At 42.9% G+C, this 18,990-nt stretch carries 19 protein-coding genes; 11 read left to right on the forward strand and 8 right to left on the reverse strand.

Annotated features, from left to right (window positions below):
• Positions 1-3 precede the first annotated feature (3 nt).
• From R7O13_RS21105 to uspE, 5 genes are all read left to right on the forward strand, one after another.
• Entirely contained in the window at positions 4-2,367 is a 2,364-nt protein-coding gene (locus R7O13_RS21105; protein WP_064353934.1) for a heavy metal translocating P-type ATPase, read from the forward strand.
• Between the two features lie 15 nt (positions 2,368-2,382).
• Positions 2,383-2,547, forward strand: coding sequence for a cbb3-type cytochrome oxidase assembly protein CcoS (ccoS, locus tag R7O13_RS21110; protein ID WP_318304647.1), 165 nt, complete (start codon positions 2,383-2,385; stop codon positions 2,545-2,547).
• An 8-nt stretch (positions 2,548-2,555) separates the two neighbouring features.
• Entirely contained in the window at positions 2,556-3,236 is a 681-nt protein-coding gene (locus R7O13_RS21115) for a sulfite exporter TauE/SafE family protein (RefSeq protein ID WP_238844454.1), read from the forward strand.
• Positions 3,237-3,326: 90 nt separating this feature from the next.
• Entirely contained in the window at positions 3,327-4,073 is a 747-nt protein-coding gene (locus R7O13_RS21120) for an FNR family transcription factor (protein WP_005377497.1), read from the forward strand.
• Between the two features lie 180 nt (positions 4,074-4,253).
• Positions 4,254-5,201, forward strand: coding sequence for a universal stress protein UspE (gene uspE, locus R7O13_RS21125; protein WP_005377500.1), 948 nt, complete (start codon positions 4,254-4,256; stop codon positions 5,199-5,201).
• Positions 5,202-5,341: 140 nt separating this feature from the next.
• Here uspE and ttcA read toward each other — a convergent pair whose 3' ends face one another.
• The 4 genes from ttcA to R7O13_RS21145 form a co-directional block, all read right to left on the reverse strand.
• Positions 5,342-6,235: a tRNA 2-thiocytidine(32) synthetase TtcA gene (gene ttcA, locus R7O13_RS21130; protein ID WP_005377502.1), complete on the reverse strand. Its 894-nt coding sequence runs from the start codon at positions 6,233-6,235 to the stop codon at positions 5,342-5,344.
• Between the two features lie 199 nt (positions 6,236-6,434).
• Entirely contained in the window at positions 6,435-7,097 is a 663-nt protein-coding gene (locus R7O13_RS21135) for a DUF2987 domain-containing protein (RefSeq protein WP_025766641.1), read from the reverse strand.
• Between the two features lie 13 nt (positions 7,098-7,110).
• On the reverse strand, positions 7,111-7,947 hold the full coding sequence (locus tag R7O13_RS21140) for a glucosaminidase domain-containing protein (protein ID WP_017634900.1): 837 nt from the start codon (positions 7,945-7,947) through the stop codon (positions 7,111-7,113).
• The gene (locus tag R7O13_RS21145) at positions 7,940-8,737 is read right to left on the reverse strand and encodes a hypothetical protein (protein WP_005389175.1); all 798 of its coding nucleotides are present in this window, start codon (positions 8,735-8,737) and stop codon (positions 7,940-7,942) included. Before R7O13_RS21145 ends, R7O13_RS21140 begins: the two co-directional genes overlap by 8 nt.
• A 400-nt stretch (positions 8,738-9,137) precedes the next feature.
• Here R7O13_RS21145 and potA point away from each other — a divergent pair, with 400 nt between their 5' ends.
• From potA to R7O13_RS21170, 5 genes are all read left to right on the forward strand, one after another.
• Positions 9,138-10,253, forward strand: coding sequence for a spermidine/putrescine ABC transporter ATP-binding protein PotA (gene potA / locus R7O13_RS21150; RefSeq protein ID WP_238844453.1), 1,116 nt, complete (start codon positions 9,138-9,140; stop codon positions 10,251-10,253).
• A complete protein-coding gene (gene potB / locus R7O13_RS21155; RefSeq protein WP_005377512.1) occupies positions 10,234-11,094 on the forward strand; it encodes a spermidine/putrescine ABC transporter permease PotB in 861 nt (286 codons plus the stop codon). The genes potA and potB overlap by 20 nt, the downstream gene beginning before the upstream one ends.
• Positions 11,094-11,864, forward strand: a complete 771-nt coding sequence (potC, locus tag R7O13_RS21160) for a spermidine/putrescine ABC transporter permease PotC (protein WP_005389180.1) — start codon at positions 11,094-11,096, stop codon at positions 11,862-11,864. Before potB ends, potC begins: the two co-directional genes overlap by 1 nt.
• Positions 11,865-11,966: 102 nt before the next feature.
• Entirely contained in the window at positions 11,967-12,998 is a 1,032-nt protein-coding gene (locus R7O13_RS21165) for an extracellular solute-binding protein (protein ID WP_318122488.1), read from the forward strand.
• Positions 12,999-13,223: 225 nt separating this feature from the next.
• Positions 13,224-14,261: an extracellular solute-binding protein gene (locus R7O13_RS21170; protein WP_318304650.1), complete on the forward strand. Its 1,038-nt coding sequence runs from the start codon at positions 13,224-13,226 to the stop codon at positions 14,259-14,261.
• 88 nt (positions 14,262-14,349) lie between these two features.
• Here the strand turns inward: R7O13_RS21170 and cobB are convergent, their stop codons facing one another.
• Entirely contained in the window at positions 14,350-15,081 is a 732-nt protein-coding gene (gene cobB / locus R7O13_RS21175) for a Sir2 family NAD+-dependent deacetylase (protein WP_005377522.1), read from the reverse strand.
• A gap of 118 nt (positions 15,082-15,199) precedes the next feature.
• On the opposite strand from cobB, the gene R7O13_RS21180 reads away from it, so the two are divergent.
• The gene (locus R7O13_RS21180) at positions 15,200-15,373 is read left to right on the forward strand and encodes a hypothetical protein (RefSeq protein ID WP_165401620.1); all 174 of its coding nucleotides are present in this window, start codon (positions 15,200-15,202) and stop codon (positions 15,371-15,373) included.
• A gap of 32 nt (positions 15,374-15,405) precedes the next feature.
• Here the strand turns inward: R7O13_RS21180 and R7O13_RS21185 are convergent, their stop codons facing one another.
• The 3 genes from R7O13_RS21185 to R7O13_RS21195 form a co-directional block, all read right to left on the reverse strand.
• Complete coding sequence (locus R7O13_RS21185; RefSeq protein WP_237306563.1) at positions 15,406-16,626, reverse strand: ammonium transporter; 1,221 nt, start codon at positions 16,624-16,626, stop codon at positions 15,406-15,408.
• Between the two features lie 462 nt (positions 16,627-17,088).
• Complete coding sequence (locus R7O13_RS21190) at positions 17,089-17,667, reverse strand: ankyrin repeat domain-containing protein (RefSeq protein WP_318304653.1); 579 nt, start codon at positions 17,665-17,667, stop codon at positions 17,089-17,091.
• A 627-nt stretch (positions 17,668-18,294) separates the two neighbouring features.
• Positions 18,295-18,990: an immunity 49 family protein gene (locus R7O13_RS21195; protein WP_318304654.1), complete on the reverse strand. Its 696-nt coding sequence runs from the start codon at positions 18,988-18,990 to the stop codon at positions 18,295-18,297.

The following is an 18,990-nucleotide window of genomic DNA, read 5'->3' on the forward strand; positions in this document are numbered from 1 at the left end:
CATATGTGTAAATCCTGTTATCACTGCGGTGAAGATGTACCAGCCAACACGGATTTCAAAGTAGAAATATTGGGTGAAATTCGCGACATGTGTTGTCCGGGCTGCGAAACTGTGGCGCAGACTATTGTCGATAGTGGTCTTGTATCATATTACCAATACCGCACTGCGCCTGCAGAAAAGGCAGATCTAGTACCAGAGCAACTCCAAGCTTTAATTCATTATGACAATGCGGATGTACAATCTGAATTCGTACGAAATCGCGAAAATGTTTCTGAAGTAACCCTTTCTTTGGAAGGCGTTTCATGTGCCGCTTGTGCGTGGTTAATCGAAAAGCAAGTTTCTAATACGGCCGGGTTGGTATCTATCCGTGTTAATACAACCACCAATCGAGCGTTACTAGCCTGGGATAAAACTCAGGTACGGTTAAGCGAGCTCCTTTCCGTTATTCATAAACTTGGTTACAAAGCTGCACCTTTTGAAGCAGATAAGCAAGAAGCCTCTTACCATCGAATGATGAAGCAATATCTATATCGGCTAGGTATTGCAGGTTTAGCAACCATGCAGGTCATGATGCTCGCCGTTGCACTGTATCTCGAAGTCTTTGGTGATTTAGAGCCGGAGTTTAAAAGTTACTTTCGTTGGGTAAGTTTGATTTTTGCTACTCCTGTTTTGCTTTATTCCGCTCTTCCATTTTACTTAAACGCATGGCGCAGTATCAAAGGCCGAACCCTTGGTATGGATGTCCCGGTTTCTATCGCGTTGATCTTTGCCTATGTTGCAAGTTTAGTTGCAACAGTAACTGAACAAGGCGAAGTCTTCTTTGAATCTATCTCGATGTTTACCTTCTTTTTGTTAGTAGGTCGATTCTTAGAGATGCGCGCTCGTCGCAAAGCTGCTGCAGCGAGTGGTAACCTTCTTAAGTTGATTCCTGCAATTGCTACAACGCTGGACGGTGATCAGATACCCGTGAAGACGCTAAAAGTTGGCGATCGTATTCGCGTTCTACCTGGTGAACATATCCCCGCTGACGGTAAAGTTATTTCAGGCCGTATTCATATTGATGAATCCATGCTAACGGGCGAGTCAGTGCACGTTGTGAAACGAGAAGGCGATATTGTTTATGCAGGAACGCTAAACGGAGACGAATCATTTGAACTTGAGGTAGTAAGCTCAAAGGCCGATTCAATGATTTCTAACATCGTGCGTTTACAAGATGAAGCTCAACACTCCAAACCTAAAATTGCGGAAATTGCAGACATTGTCGCCCGTTACTTTGTTGGTGTGATTCTTATCATCTCTGCTGGTACTTGGTTTTACTGGCATCAAACAAAACCAGATGATGCGTTTTGGATCATGCTGTCTGTGTTAGTCGCTACATGCCCATGTGCGCTATCTCTGGCCACTCCGACCGCTCTCACTTGTGCTACCTCTAGAATGGGTAATTTTGGCATTTTGCTTCGTAAAGGCCATGTGTTTGAGACACTATGTAAGATCAACCACTTAGTTGTAGATAAAACAGGCACTCTAACGAAAGGTGATATTGAGATCTGTGAAACAAAGGTACTTAGTGATCTCCCACAGAAAGATTGTCTATCACTAGCTGCAGCTTTAGAGGCTCATGCAAACCACCCTATCGCTCGTTCTTTTGCAACTTTCACCAATGATGACTTTATCGTGTCTGATGTGCAAAACGTGATTGGGTCAGGGATTGAAGGGATATGGAATGGCAAAATCGTTAAGATAGGCAGTGCGGCTTTTGTTCAAGGCAAAGAAAGTGGTGAAAGCCAGGCGGTCTATCTGTCGGTTGATGGCAAGCATGTCGCTAGCTTTTACTACCGCGACCCTATCCGAAAAGAAAGCAAAGCCTTTATTCAACGTTTTGCTGACGCTGGAATTAAGACAACCCTGCTAACTGGTGATTCTCTCTCAAACGCCCAACCAGTGGCGAATGAAATTGGTATCGATCACATCGTCGCGTCAGCAAAGCCAGAAGATAAGCTTGCATACCTTAAGAGCTTGGACGAAAACAGTATCACTATGATGGTTGGTGATGGAATCAATGACGCGCCGACTCTCGCCGGAGCTCACCTCTCTGTCGCAATGGGCGGTGGTACAGATGTCGCTAAAGCTTCTGCAGATATGACGTTACTTGGGGATAATCTCGAAAAGCTACTAGAGGCACGTTTGCTTGCACTGCGTACAAGAAAGATTATTCGAGAAAACTTGGCTTGGTCTTTGGGTTACAACCTGTTAATTTTGCCTTTGGCGGTCGCAGGTTTAGTGGCTCCCTACATTGCAGTAGTTGGCATGTCTGCAAGCTCAATTATCGTTGTATCTAACTCTTTGCGCCTGCTCAAAGAGAAATAAGTAGAGAAAGCAAACATGGAAAGTCTTTATATATTGATTCCCATCGCTATCGTTCTCGTTTGTGTTGCTGTCGCCGTTTTTCTTTGGGCGGTAAGAAGCGATCAGTTTGAAGATCTTGAACGGCAAGGGCACAACATTCTTCTCGGCGAAGAAGACCAATCTAATAGTGATAAAAAGTAGCGACCTTTATGACTCCTGATTTTATCGGTGCGTTGATGATCGGCTTAGTAGGAGCCGGTCATTGTATGGGTATGTGTGGTGGTATCGCGTCTCTGCTTACCATGGGCTCTTCTGCTAAAAATAAAGCTACCCCTCTTATCCCCCTCTTCTACAACCTCGGACGATTGATCAGTTATACCTTAATAGGTGCATTAGTGGGTGGTGCTATATCAGGTTTATCTGAGCTTAGTGGGTTAACGCATTCTCTTGCTTGGTTAAGGCTGATTGCTGCGTTATTCATGATCCTGGTCGCGCTGTATATTGCTAAATGGTGGCAAGGCTTACTTTTAATAGAAAAGCTAGGGCAGTATATCTGGCGCTTTATCTCGCCGGCAGGGAAGAATCTGTTGCCACTAAAGCATCCTCTTCACGCGTTGCCATTTGGCTTTATTTGGGGTTGGTTACCATGTGGCTTAGTTTATTCAGCGCTTACTTGGTCGGCGGTTTCTGGTAGTGCGATGAACGGCGGCCTAATTATGCTTGCGTTTGGGTTCGGAACACTACCTGCAATGCTTATTATTGGATACGGTGCCAATCATTTTCAGAAATTACAAAAATCATTAATATTTAGAAATATTTCAGCATTAATCCTTATTGGGTATGGTACGTATACCGCTGTAGGAGCCTTAGCGTTACTCGGTTTCATATAATGTTAAACTCTATTGAGGTGACATTTTTGCTACCCTTTAGGATTAAGCGATGCTAAAATATTGATGTATATCAAATAGTGAAAGGTTGTTATGATTTCTGAAAAACCTGCAACAAAGCGTATCCAATCAGGCGGTTGCGCCATTCATTGCCAAGATTGTAGCATTAGTCAACTGTGTATCCCGTTCACTCTGAATGAGGCAGAACTTGACCAGCTTGACCAAATCATTGAACGTAAGAAGCCTATTCAAAAAGGACAAGAGCTTTTTAAGGCCGGTGATGAGCTAAAATCGCTATACGCTATCCGCTCTGGTACCATCAAGAGCTATACGATCACAGAGCAAGGTGATGAGCAAATCACAGCGTTTCACTTAGCTGGAGACTTAGTCGGTTTCGATGCTATCACTGGTGACTCCCACCCTAGCTTTGCTCAAGCACTCGAAACGTCGATGGTATGTGAAATCCCATACGAAATTTTAGACGATCTATCGGGTAAGATGCCTAAGCTTCGCCAGCAAATCATGCGTTTGATGAGTAACGAAATTAAAGGTGATCAGGAAATGATTTTGCTTCTTTCTAAAAAGAACGCAGAAGAGCGACTAGCTGCTTTCCTTTACAACCTATCAACGCGTTTTTCTCAGCGTGGCTTCAGCCCTAGAGAGTTTCGTTTAACTATGACTCGTGGTGATATTGGCAACTACCTTGGTCTTACAGTCGAAACGATCAGTCGTTTGTTAGGTCGTTTCCAGAAATCTGAGATCCTAAGCGTAAAAGGTAAATATATCACTATCTTAGACCACGATGCATTGATGGAACTTGCTGGTGTAACTAAAGAATAATACACCCTAATTATTGATGTAGCTCGAAAATGAGCTACATCATATTTCTCATAAATTCCTTTCGAAAGTCCTCAAAAAGTTCTCCAAACTAAGCTACAGTAAAAATGTACGGTGAGTACTCCAAAATACTGATTTAATTTACATTCAGTATCTGGTTTTGCAATAGAAGTGGGCTTAGTTATGAGTATATACAGTAAGATCCTTGTTGTAGCTGACATCAATAATGATGAGCAGCCCGCACTTGCAAGAGCTGTTCAATTAGCTCAGAAAAGTGTATCTAGAAGCCGAATCACTTTCTTTTTATCCATTTACGATTTCTCGTATGACATGACGTCAATGCTATCAGTGGATGAAAGAGATGCTATGCGTCGAGGTGTCATTCATCAGCGTGAGCAGTGGATGCGTAAAATTGCTCAACCATACCTAAACGATGGCTTCGACTTTGATGTTTGTGTTGTCTGGCACAACCGCCCTTATGAGGCGATTATTGCTGAAGTCTATGCAGGCAATCATGACCTAGTCATCAAAGGCACACGTAAGCATGATGTTTTAGAGTCTGTCATTTTCACACCGACAGATTGGCACTTGTTGCGAAAATGCCCTATTCCAGTGCTTCTTATCAAGAATGCTGCTTGGCCGGAACAAGCAAGTATCCTTGCCTCAGTACATGTGGGCTCAGAAAACCCGACTCATATTGATCTCAACGATACGATGGTCGAGCGATTAAAAGAAATCACCACTCGGCTTGAGGCCAAGCCATATCTTGTTAACGCCTACCCCGTTACACCGGCGAATATTACGATTGAACTTCCTGAATTTGACCCAACGACTTATACCGATGCAGTGCGAGGTCATCATTTAACGGCTATGAAAGCACTACGCCAAAAACATGGTCTTGATGAAGAACAAACGATAGTTGAGCAAGGTTTACCTGAAGATGTCATTCCGGCAGCTGCAGAGCGCTTGAACGCAGCAATGGTTATTTTAGGTACCACAGGGCGAACAGGGCTTTCTGCTGTCTTTATTGGTAATACAGCGGAGCACGTAATTGATAAAATAAATTGCGACGTGTTGGCTCTAAAACCAAAAGGCTACATTAGCCCTCTCGACCCAAATACAGCAACCTAATCTCTCTTTAGTATTGCTATGTATTGAGCGCTTTCAAATAAGCGCTAATAAATCCCCCGAATACAGGGGGATTTTTGTTTGGGAACAGTTAAAGCGTTGGGTACAAAAAAGGAGGTCTAATTGACCTCCTTTTTTACGAGTTAGATGTTCGTAACATCGATGAACATCGATTCATCAATATTCGTCGAAGAAACGACAGCCTCATTAAATTCATACTCTTCGCGGTTACCTTCACGATCTAGCGGTAAGTTAACAAAGTCGAACAATTCGCGGTCTGCTAGTTGGCTTGGGCTTACGTTTTGAATTGATTTAAAAATTGCTTCCACACGCCCTGGCGTCTTCTTATCCCATTCAATCAACATTGCTTTTATAGATTGACGCTGAAGGTTCTCTTGAGAGCCACAAAGGTTACACGGAATTATTGGGAAATCCTTGTGCTCAGCGTATTTGATCAAATCTTTTTCACGACAGTAAGTCAATGGACGAATGACCACGTTACGGCCATCATCAGAGCGTAGCTTTGGTGGCATCGCTTTAAGGCGAGAGCCGTGGAACATATTCAAGAACATTGTTTCGACGATGTCATCCATGTGATGACCTAGCGCAAGCTTAGTTGCACCAATCTTCTCTGCAAATGAATACAGCGTACCACGTCGCAGGCGTGAACACAGACCACAAGTGGTTTTGCCTTCTGGTACCTTCTCTTTTACGACGGAATACGTGTCCTTATCGACAATATAGTAAGGGATATTCAGTGTTTCGAAATACTCTGGCAGAATGTGCTCAGGGAAGCCCGGTTGTTTTTGGTCTAGGTTTACTGCAACCACTTCAAATTTGATTGGCGCAGCTTTTTGAAGATTCAACAGGATATCAAGCATCGCGAATGAATCTTTACCACCGCTAATACATGCCATCACAACATCGCCTTCTTCGATCATGTTGTAATCAGTAATGGCATTTCCAACATGTCTTCTCAGGCGTTTCTGAAGCTTGTTGAATTCTAGGGTTTCTTTTCTTGTATCTATTTGGTTCATTGCGGGCTCTCACATCGCCGATAAATCGACTAGGACTTCCTAACATGGGTTTCTTTGGGGCGTGGATTATACGAGCTTTTTACACAGGATTAAATGCTTGTCTTATTGAGTCTTTAAGAAAAGAGTGTGAAAGATACTTTAGTTACGGTCACAAATGAAAAAAGAGCTGCGATTGCAGCCCTTTCTAAACGTTCAGTGTTCATTTCTTTGCGTTAGGTAGATAAGGTAACACTCGCATCGTCGGTTCTGGTAGTGTCATTGTGCCACCTTGCCCTATTTCACTTAGTGCGACTTGTATCTTGCCATTGACAATTGGCTTTTCGGTTCCGTTTGAGAAAATCACTTTATCATTCAGTTGATTTGCAAACTCCATCGTCACACCTTGAACCTCCGGTGTAAACCAACCCGCAAACATACCGCCTAAATCTTCCAGCATCGTCTGCATTTGAGGTAGAAGAGGCTTAAGTTGGTCGTAAGAAACGTTACCCTGTAATGGTTCTTTGGTCATCACGACAAGTGAGTAATCGCAACGTGTATCTTTTGGGGTATCGACAAAAACCAACGGATTCGCTGACTTTAAGTTTTTATCAACAGGTAAAGGCAACTCTTGTGAAGCAGGGATAACAAACTCTTCATAGTGCTCTTCTTTTTCCATCCAAGCTTTTTCTATCATACAAATTTGTTTAGTTTTTGCGTCCACAAAAAAGACACCAACTTTCACATCGTCATGCCCTTCTTTATTGTTGTTTTTTAGTTGAGTATATAACTTTGAGTACGTGAACATGTACTCTTGAGCTTGGGTTATCGGCGATGCAAGAATTAGCGCCGCACTTCCCAACAGACTTAGGCTTAACTTTTTCATTTTATCCGTTATTTTATTGCGTCCAGTAGGCGTTGTTATGACGAATCATAGCGCGAAGATCGTGTACATAGGCGATGCCACGTTCAGAATAGGCTAGCAACCCATGCGTTAACTCTGACGCGGTTGCGACCGTTAACAAGCCCTTGTTCTTTTCAGCCAGAGATGTTCTGATTTCACGCAGGTCTGCATACGCTGGGTTTCGATTAACATTCATAAAGTAGCCATGAACAGACTGTTGTACAGAATCGAATTTTTCAACTTCATGAACTTTGTTAGCGCCACGTTGCGCTGGAACAATTCCACAGCCCTTTTTATAACACCATTGGCCGAACAAGTTGTTTGCTTGAGTAGCAAAACGAGAAGTGCCCCACGCAGATTCATTTGCCGCTTGAGTTAGAACCAACGCTTCTGGTAAGACGTTCACTCTCACAAGCATCTCGTCTAGCCATGCTTGATCAATCTTATCGTTACTCAAGGGCAACGAATACAGAGATGATAACCGCTGAGCATACTCTTGTTGTTCTTGCGTAACTTGCCCCACCTTTAAAGAGGTAAGAAAGGCCCGCTCATGACGAATTCGTTGATTCTCAAGAGCAATTTTAGGCCTTAAAAAATCAAAAAAAGCAGCTTTTTTCTCTTTCGTATCTTTTATTGAATTGAAGTCTGGGATATCACCGATGTATGGCAAGTGTGATAAATCGACATGCTTAATCTTGCCAGAGAGTACGTCAGGATTTTCCACATATTTAAACTGTTTCTCGTAGTGTAAATATGGGCCTATAGAAATGAAAGTGGCGGCTATACAGGTTGCCGCCACTCGTAAACTTATTGATTTCAAAGAATTAGGCATCAAACACCTGTGAGTTACCATCGTGATCATTATCGTTTTTTTGTGTTGTAACGATCTTAAGCTTAATTCCAAACATTTCGCGGTAGAGTATGCCTTTCAAATGGAAGAAGAATGGCAGCACAAAAATCAAGCCAATACCGTAGAACATTGCTGCAATAATAAACATTAACATCACGCCTAAGTAAAGCCCCGCGACCACAAAAATCTTCTTGTTGATTGCGCGAAGTGATAACAGCAACGCTTGCATTGGTGGCACCCTTTTCTCACAAATCAACAAAATAGAGTGACTAAATGCCAAGGAAAGATACAGCGACAGTAAAGGAAAAATCATACCAACCACACCTTGTAGCATTAAGCTCATGAGCGTTGCTAGAATAACAGGAATGGTGAACTGCAACCCCTTTCCAACATGGCGCAACTTAGTCTTCAGGCCAGCGACATGGCTCATAGCCATCAAGCTGATCCCCGCATAAATTGGTGCGCTAATCACCTCATAACTGAAATTCGCGACATAAATAGAAGACACAATATCGTTTGTGAACGACTCTGGGTTCTCAAATGCATCAAGAATAACGCTCAAATCGCCCAACTGCAGTTTTAATGCAATATAGAAAATACCTAATTGGACAAAAAGCAATACAATAATGGCAGGAGAAAATGATAAAAAGTGCTGGATGGTTGCTCGCCAAGCTTCGTTAAAAACCGCGCCAGCTTTAAGCTCGTAGTTGCCAGACAAAGCTCGCTCTACACTCCCCCCAAGATTGAAATCTTTCTCAAAATCGTCGTTCATAGTTTATCCAAGACTAACTTGTAAAATTTTGACTGGAATTCCAGTCAATTAATGTAATCGTCATTATAAAGAAATCTTTCCACATCTAACATCACAACTCACCTACAATCCTTGCAATCTCAACTGTATGGTTGATAATTAACCACTTTCAAGGTCATGAAATTGAAACAATTGTTGAACAAAGTTTAGTGCTATCAAACTGTGTTTAGATGCCAATTAATCTCATAAAAACAGTATGGTAAGGAATGATGGCTTTTTCCTGCAAAATTATTTCTGTTTCAAGATAAGAAAATGCTTTAATTTCACACTTTTGGTGATTATGATGCGCGCCTCAAAAGTGAATGGTTAGTGTCACATCAGCTGGGATAATCCCGGCTTGAACGTGGGGGAAATACAGACGTTGAACGCAAAACCGCAAGCAGGAAAGCCAGTTATTCGTTTATCTGGTATTAGTAAAAGTTTCGATGGTAAGGAAATCATCGGTAATTTAAATCTGGATGTTAATCATGGTGAATTTCTGACGATTCTCGGGCCTTCTGGTTGTGGTAAGACAACAGTTTTACGCATGATTGCAGGTTTTGAAACGGCAGATAACGGTCAAATTATTTTGGATGACCAGGATGTAACACAGGTTCCTGCAGAGCAAAGGCACGTCAACACGGTATTTCAAAGTTACGCATTGTTTCCACACATGACCGTATATGAGAATGTCGCTTTTGGTCTTCGTATGCAGAAAACGCCTACTGCGGACATTGAATCACGAGTAATGGAAGCGCTACGCATGGTGCGCCTAGAAAAAATGGCACAGCGTAAGCCTCATCAGCTTTCTGGTGGTCAGCAACAACGTATCGCCATTGCGCGTGCGGTTGTTAACAAACCAAAAGTACTGCTGCTAGATGAATCTCTATCTGCACTTGATTACAAACTGCGTAAGCAAATGCAAATCGAGCTTAAACAGCTTCAGCGTCAACTTGGTATTACCTTTATCTTCGTTACGCACGATCAGGAAGAAGCCCTTTCGATGTCTGACCGCATTATTGTAATGCGCGATGGTGTTATCGAGCAGGATGGTTCTCCACGTGAGATTTACGAAGAGCCGAAGAACCTATTTGTTGCTCGCTTTATCGGTGAGATCAACGTATTCAACGCAACCATGCTAGAGCGTATCGACGAGAAACGTATCCGTGCAGAAATCGAAGGTGTCGAATCTGTTGTTTACTACGATCAGGAAGCGCAAGCAGGTGAAAAACTGCAAGTACTACTTCGCCCAGAAGACTTACGTATCGAAGAGATCAAAGAGTCTGAAGAAAAAGGCATCGTAGGTCACGTAACAGAGCGTACCTATAAAGGTATGACGCTTGATTCAGTTATCCAATTGGATTCGGGCATGCGTGTAATGGTTAGCGAATTCTTTAACGAAGATGATCCTGATGTGGACCACTCACTTGGCCAGAAAGTCGCTATCACTTGGGTTGAGAGCTGGGAGGTAGTCCTCAATGATAAGCAAGAAGATTAATCTTCAAAACGCGATCATTACCTTAATCGTCGGTTGGTTAACACTTTTCGTGTTGGTACCAAATGTGATGATTATCGGTACGAGTTTCTTAACGCGTGATGAAGCAAACTTAATCGAAATGACATTTACTTTCGACAACTACTTACGTCTACTCGACCCCTTGTATGCGAAAGTGCTGATGCACTCGTTCTACATGGCGATTGTGGCGACGTTGTTGTGTTTAGTAATTGGTTACCCATTTGCTTACATCATAGCGAAAATGCCAGAGAAATGGCGCCCATTCATGTTGTTCTTAGTTATCGTACCTTTTTGGACAAACTCTCTTATCCGTACTTACGGCCTGAAGATTGTTCTGGGTACACAAGGTATTTTGAACAAATCATTAATGGCGATGGAAATCATCGATAAGCCATTACGTATTATGTACACCGAAACAGCAGTAATGATTGGTCTTGTGTACATCCTGCTTCCATTTATGATTCTGCCGCTTTACTCGGCAATCGAGAAGTTGGACAACACTTATATCGAGGCGGCGAAAGATCTTGGTGCGAACAAGTTCCAAACCATTACGAAAGTGATTCTACCTCTTACAATGCCTGGCATTATCGGTGGTTGTTTGTTGGTTCTGCTACCAGCACTAGGTATGTTCTACATCTCTGACCTTCTTGGTGGTGCGAAGAACCTACTGATCGGTAACGTCATTAAGAGCCAAGTATTGAACGCTCGTGACTGGCCATTTGGTGCTGCGACCAGTATCGCCCTCACCTTCGCAATGGCTGTGATGCTTTACGCTTACTACAGAGCAGGCAAACTATTGAATAAGAAAGTGGAGCTAGACTAATGGGACGCACAGTTAGATTTAGCTTTATGGCGCTGGTGTATGCATTTTTGTATCTGCCAATCATCGTCTTAATTGTTAACTCATTTAATGCCAACAAATTTGGTATGAAATGGGGTGGTTTCACCACGAAATGGTACGAAACCTTAGTAAATAACGACAGCCTAATGCAAGCTGCATGGCATTCATTGAACGTAGCGGTATTCTCAGCGACAGCAGCAACCATCATTGGTAGCTTAACGGCCGTTGCCCTATTCCGTTACTCGTTCAAAGGTAAAGGTGCGGTAAACGGCATGCTGTTTGTCGTGATGATGTCTCCCGATATTGTAATGGCGATTTCATTACTTGCTCTGTTCCTAGTATTAGGCGCACAGCTTGGCTTCTTTACACTATTGATTGCTCACATCACCTTTTGTCTACCATTCGTTGTGGTAACTGTATACAGCCGCTTAAATGGCTTTGATGTGAAAATGTTGGAAGCAGCAAAAGACCTTGGTGCAAGCGAGTGGGTTATCTTGAAACAGATCATCCTTCCTCTCGCTAAACCAGCGGTTGCCGCAGGTTGGCTATTGAGCTTTACCCTGTCTTTGGACGATGTGATCATCAGCTCGTTTGTAACGGGTCCAACATACGAAATCTTGCCATTGAAGATTTACTCAATGGTTAAGGTGGGCATTTCACCGGAAGTTAACGCCCTAGCAACGGTGATGTTGATTGTTTCTTTGGTCTTGGTAGTAATTTCTCAGTTGCTAGCAAGAGAAAAAGTGAAGTAGAATCCGCACCTGTTAACATCACGAAACAGAATGGTTACATGCCATTCTGTTTTTCTATCTATCGTCCAAAATTGGACAACGTTTGGTTTGGAGCTAACGTCAATGAAAAAATGGGCTACTCTATTAGCTGGTAGTGCATGTGCGCTTTCTCTGTTCTCTGGTACAGCGACAGCGGATGATAAAGAACTAGTATTTATGAACTGGGGTCCTTACATCAACAGTAATATCCTAGAGCAATTTACTAAAGAAACTGGCATCAAAGTGATCTACTCGACTTACGAGTCGAACGAAACTTTGTATGCAAAGCTAAAAACTCATAACCAAGGTTATGACCTAGTAGTACCTTCAACGTACTTCGTGGCGAAGATGCGTGACGAGGGCATGCTACAAAAGATCGATAAGACTAAGCTGAAAAACTTCGGCAACCTAGATAAAAACTACCTAGACAAGCCTTACGATCCAAATAACGACTACTCTATTCCACACGTTGTTGCGATTACAGGCCTAGCGGTTAACGCAGACATGTACGACCCAAAAGACTTCCAAAGCTGGGCTGACCTATGGAAGCCTGAGCTTGAAGGTCAAGTAATGTTGATGGACGACACTCGTGAAGTATTCCATATCGCTCTACGTAAACTTGGCTACTCAGGTAACTCAAAAGACCCTAAGCAAATCGATGAAGCGTACGCTGAGCTACAAAAGTTGATGCCTAACGTTTTAGTATTCAACTCTGACAACCCAGGCGCACCATACATGTCTGGTGAAGTTGGCGTTGGTATGCTTTGGAACGGTAGCGCAGCTGCTGCTCAAAACGAAGGCATGAACCTGAAACTCGTTTTTCCTAAAGAAGGCGGTATCGGCTGGGTTGATAACTTCGCTATCTCTTCCGGTGCGAAGAACGTAGAAGCCGCTCACAAGATGATCGACTTCTTACTGCGCCCAGAAATCGCAGAGCAAATCTCTCGTGATACTGGCTACCTAACGGCGGTGGAGGAATCGAATGCTAAGTTTAAAGACGTTGCCCCACTATTCCCTTCTCAAGAAGACCTTGACCGCGTTGAATGGCAAGATGCGGTTGGTGATCTAACCGTTAAGTACGAAGATTATTTCCTCAAGCTGAAAGCGGGACAATAAACCATAGGAAAATAGGCAGCAATACGCTGCCTATTTTTGTCTTAGGCTGATATAATCGCGCGTTGCTAGGTTTATTTGTCTTGGTATCATAGATTTATCGTCTCATAACAAGGAGACAACGATATTCAAGCTAAATGAACATATTTGTGCTTACTGCGATTTGGCTCAACTTGATAACTCCAGCTAGTATTGACTTGTCCAATCGCGAAACAAAACGGAAAACAAATGAAAAGTAAATTCTACGCAAGCGCTCTATGTGCAGCGACGCTCATCGCTACCCCTGCAATGGCTGCTGATCAAGAACTGTATTTCTACAACTGGTCGGAATACATTCCAAACGAAGTTCTTGAAGACTTTACAAAAGAAACCGGAATCAAAGTTATTTACTCTACATACGAATCTAACGAGAGTATGTACGCAAAACTAAAAACTCAAGGTTCTGGTTACGACTTGGTAGTACCGTCTACCTATTTCGTCTCTAAAATGCGTAAAGAAGGCATGCTACAACAGATCGACAAAGAGAAATTATCTCATTTTGCCGATCTTGATACTAACTTCCTAAACAAACCGTTCGATCCGAACAACAACTACTCTATCCCATACATTTGGGGTGCGACCGGTATTGGTATCAATGCTGACATGCTAGACAAGTCATCGGTTTCTAAATGGGATGATTTCTGGGATAGCAAGTGGGAAGGTCAACTAATGCTGATGGATGATTCTCGCGAAGTATTCCACATTGCATTGACTAAGCTTGGTTACTCACCAAACACGACTAACCCAGAAGAAATCAAAGCCGCTTACGAAGAACTGAAAAAGCTAATGCCAAACGTATTAGTATTTAACTCAGACTTTCCTGCAAACCCTTACCTTGCGGGTGAAGTTTCACTAGGCATGCTTTGGAACGGTTCTGCATACATGGCTCGTCAAGAAGGCGCGAACATCGACATCATCTGGCCAGAAAAAGGCACTATCTTCTGGATGGACAGCCTAGCAATTCCAGCTAGTGCGAAGAACGTTGACGCAGCTCATAAGATGATCGATTTCCTACTACGTCCTGAGAACGCAGCTAAGATTGCACTTGAGATTGGTTATCCTACGCCAGTTAAAACGGCACACGATCTGCTACCGAAAGAATTTGCTAATGATCCAAGCATCTTCCCACCACAAGAAGTGATGGACAGCGGTACTTGGCAAGATGAAGTTGGCGAAGCGAGCGTAATGTACGATGAGTACTTCCAAAAGCTAAAAGTGAACAACTAATTCGTTAGTTTTAAAGATATGAAAAAGCGGCTCATGAGCCGCTTTTTTGTTCTTAATGACAAGACAAAAACTCTTCCTGTTGAAGTTATTACGCTCTTTCTTTTCCTTCTAGAGCCAGTATCTCGTCAACTAATTTTGGAACCTCAACGCTTGCTTTTCCGTAGCGTTTTTCCTCAAATTCACTTTCTACCGCACTAGGTTCTAGGTTAATTTCAATGGTATGTGCGCCGTGCATTTTTGCATCATGAACAAAACCTGCTGCGGGATACACAACGCCAGAAGTCCCAATAGAAATAAACAAATCTGCTTCTTCTAATGACGCGTAGATATCACCCATTCGCAGTGGCATTTCACCAAACCAAACAATATGTGGTCGCATTTGTGAAGGGATCTGACAACAGTGACAAAGTTCGCCTGTCTTAATGTCCTCATTGTGCTCTACTACTTGGTTAGATTCACTACAGCGCGCCTTGAGCAACTCACCATGCATGTGAATCACATTCTGACTGCCGCCTCTTTCGTGAAGGTTGTCTATATTTTGAGTGATGACCGTCACTTTACCTTCTAACTCAGCCTCTAAACGACCCAATGCTTCATGCGCTGCATTAGGCTTTATCGCATTATCTTGAAGTTTCTTGCGGCGTTGGTTGTAAAAATCTTGAACAAGGTCCGGATCGCGAGCAAACCCTTCAGGCGTTGCTACATCTTCGATACGGTGATTCTCCCATAGGCCATCTTGCGCACGAAATGTTTGAATACCAGATTCGGCCGAGATACCTGCACCAGTAAGTACTACAATATTTCTATAAGGGAAATTCATAACTCATCCTTGCTGTTTTTTCATTAGCTTAACACTGAAAGAATAGCAACAGTAGTAATATGGATTAGACCATAGTCGTAATGGTCACTATTAGAATTACAATTTAAGAGGAACAGCAATGAGACAAGTATCTCTAGCGTTTATATTGCTTATGACTTTGGCGGGCTGTCAACTTACCAATGTTGAAGGCGAAGTCGATGATGTAAAGGTAAGAGTCAGCACCAATGATGATGACCATCGAGGTAATGGTAATTTCTGTCCTCCTGGCCAAGCCAAGAAAGGCAATTGCTAAAAGAGCGGCTTTATGCCGCTCCCATATTGGCCTCAATCCTCGTTGGTCGAAGATATTTTATGAATGGCTAGGTCAGCGCCATTGAATTCGTCTTCTTCTGAAAGCCTCAGTCCCATACTGGTATTAATCGCACCGTAGACTACAAGTGCACCAAGCACTGCGATGGAAAGGCCCAAAAGCGTTCCTAGAAGCTGAACGATAATACTCACGCCACCTAGCCCACCCAATGCGCTTTGACCAAAAATCCCAGCGGCAATACCACCCCAAGCGCCACATACACCGTGTAAAGGCCAGACACCTAGCACATCATCAATCTTGGTTTTGTTTTGTAGGTGGGTAAAAAGATAAACAAATAGCACGCCAGCAATCGCACCTGTCACTAAAGCACCGATAGGATGCATTAAGTCTGAGCCCGCACATACAGCAACCAAGCCAGCTAGTGGGCCGTTATGAATAAAGCCAGGGTCATTCTTACCAGCCAACAGTGACGCGACAATGCCCCCGACCATTGCCATCAATGAGTTCATAGCCACCAAGCCACTTATGCCTGACACAGTTTGAGCTGACATGACGTTGAAGCCAAACCACCCCACACATAAGACCCAAGCTCCCAAAGCCAAAAACGGAATATTCGAAGGTGCAAAGTTGGTGTGCTTTCCTGCTCGAACTCTGCCTTTTCTCATGCCCAAAAACACGACGGCAACAAGCGCTATCCAGCCGCCAACACCATGCACAACGACTGAACCTGCAAAATCGTGGAAGCCATAACCAAAGCTATTTTCAAACCAAGCTTGAACACCAAAGTTTCCGTTCCAGATCATTCCCTCAAATAACGGGTATACGATGCCGACAGTGAAAAATGTTGCGATTAGAATCGGATAAAAACGAGCTCGCTCTGCGATACCACCAGAAACAATAGCAGGAATCGCTGCAGCGAAGGTCAGCAAGAAAAAGAACTTCACCAACTCGTAACCATTGCCTTGAGATAACGTCTCTGCATCAGCAAAGAAGGTGCCGCCATAAGCGACCCAGTATCCAATGAAAAAATACGCAATGGCGGAAATACCGAAATCGGCCAAGATTTTAACTAAAGCATTAACTTGGTTCTTTTGGCGTACGGTTCCTACTTCAAGAAAAGCAAAACCAGCATGCATCAAAAAGACCATGATTGCGCCAAGTAGTAAGAAAAGTGTGTCGGAACTTTGCGTGAGAGTTTGTACAGCGCCGTGTACCTGATTGGCAGTTACACTCATTATGATTGTCTCCGTTGATCTGTAGCGCACTTATCCTGTGCATCAAAGTTAGGCTCATCACCAATTTGGTGAACTTAGTTTATAGAGCGTCTAACAGAGCAATTCTCATTCCATAATTTACATTTCTAACACTTACACTTTAATTTATTGTTTTGTATGAACTTTAATAAAATTATGCATTCTTGAAATGGTGCTTAACACGCTAATAAATGCACCAATGTGGTTTTAGTGCACCAACATAATGCGCACCATATAGCTCAACAAGCAGCAAACTCCCCACCATAAACATAAAAGCCACCTCATGAGAGGTGGCTTTTATACTGAATGGCTAACTAAAGGAGTTTATCGAGTGATCTTCCCTGCTTTTACGCCCTCTAACCAACGCCCCTCGACGAGATAACGAGGAAGCCAACCAGTTTCAACAGATAAACGGTTACCTTTGTCGTACCATATTAACTTCTACTAAGCGTGCCTATTGTGCTCTTTAATCATTTCTGCGATTTCCTTGCGTCCCCACTCATAAGCAAACGCTATAGCGTCCATGTCTTTCATAGAGTTACCAGTATATTTAACCTTTGTATCTATACCAGCTTTTAGTAATAGCTCCACAATATTTTTATGACCTGCATGGATCGCAGCAAACAATGGGTTGCGGTCTGGTTCAGATATATCCATCACTGCATTTCTTTCTAGAAAATAGGTAAGTAAGTCTAAATGACCTTCATATGCAGCTGTATTTAAAGGAGTTACACCTGAAGGCCCCCCCTTAACATTTACATCAATACCTAGATTCACCAGAAGCTCTACAATTTTATCTTGCCCTTGCTCCGTTGCGATATGCAACCAAGAACCCAGAGGCGTAATTAGATGAAGTAATTTGTCATCTCCTGAGAGAATTTTTTCAACCTCACTCACGTCACCGGATCTAATCGCGGCCATTACATCTTTTGCGCTATGCTCACCTGCCATATTTATCTCCTCAGCTGCGGTTTTAACCAGTAATTTTAAAGCATTAACTATATCACCGCGTTTACCCAACATTTATCTGTCACTTTAAGAGTATCAACAACCTGCCGCAACGCATAAATATCATACTGACCTTGAATCCGATTTGGAGCCCACACTAAGTTCTCGTGGTCAAATATTGGATCAATGCCATATTTCCTCAAAAGAATTTGGCCCTCAGTAACGAGAGCTTATTGCTCTGCCCCCAAGCCCTTCTTAAAGAGTATGTGGATCCGGCATGTCTTTAGGAGGAGGCCCCACGACAGACCTTAAATATGCTCCAAAATCAAAGGCTTCATCAGAGTTCTTCGTCTCCAATAACAATCCTTGTAAAATTCGCAAACTGTCACTTTGCTCCAAAGATGTTTTCGTCCTTGATTTTCTGCGATAGCGTGTACGTTAACAAAATCCTCTATCTTGAATACATAATGGACTTAGGCCTACTATCCTCTGAACAATTGATATAACGATAAAAATAATTTTGTTCTCTCGCAATCAATATGGTTTAAATCGTGCTCATATCGAATATGATTTTTAACTTTGAGTTTTCGGATAATGCCACCAATGATGGGTCGTTCGACAAACAACAACCTCCCCACCTTAAACGTAAAAACCACCTCAAGATAGAGATGGCTTATATGCTGAATTGCTAACTAAAAGAGTTTATCGAGAGACCTTCCCGGCTTTTACTTCTTCTAGCCAACGTCCTTCAACGAGATAGGGAGGAAGCCAACCAGTTTCAATAGATAGATGGTTGCCTTTGTCGTACCACATACAAACCATGCCAAGCAGAGGTAAATTAATGAGCGTGCGGATCCCCAATCTTTCTGGTCCTAGCTCTCGGAGATGGTATTTCTCTTGGAACTGTAGATTTTTGACTAACACTTCCTCAAAATCATAACCAATGTCGGTGGTAAGCGCTGCAAAGGTTTCTAAAACCCCCATCGCAATTTCCAACGCCCAATCATCACCCTGAGCAACTGCCGCGCCCATCGCGGCCACCAGTTTATCAGTGTAGTCCGATGTGCGGTTATGGAACGATTGAATGACATCTACTAACATGTAAGACAGCTCACCCGCTTTGGTAGAGCTCTGTCTCATCAAAGAAATCGAAAAGTTCGCTAACACATCCATGCTAGCTTTGTCACGAACGATGACAGAGGTAAAATACGCATCTAGCCACATTGAGGGGCAAATGAAGCCTGTTTTTAAAATACCTTCGCCTTTCCATGTTACTTCTGGATAATCAGGTAATTTAATGCTTTGAGGCTCGCTTGGCTTGATGGCAAGTTGATGGTAAAAAGCACGCATCAATGATGCCTCATAAAGGCAAAGTGTTCCGATTTGTTCAGTTTCTAT

It is taken from the genome of Vibrio sp. Y176 (assembly GCF_033438945.1).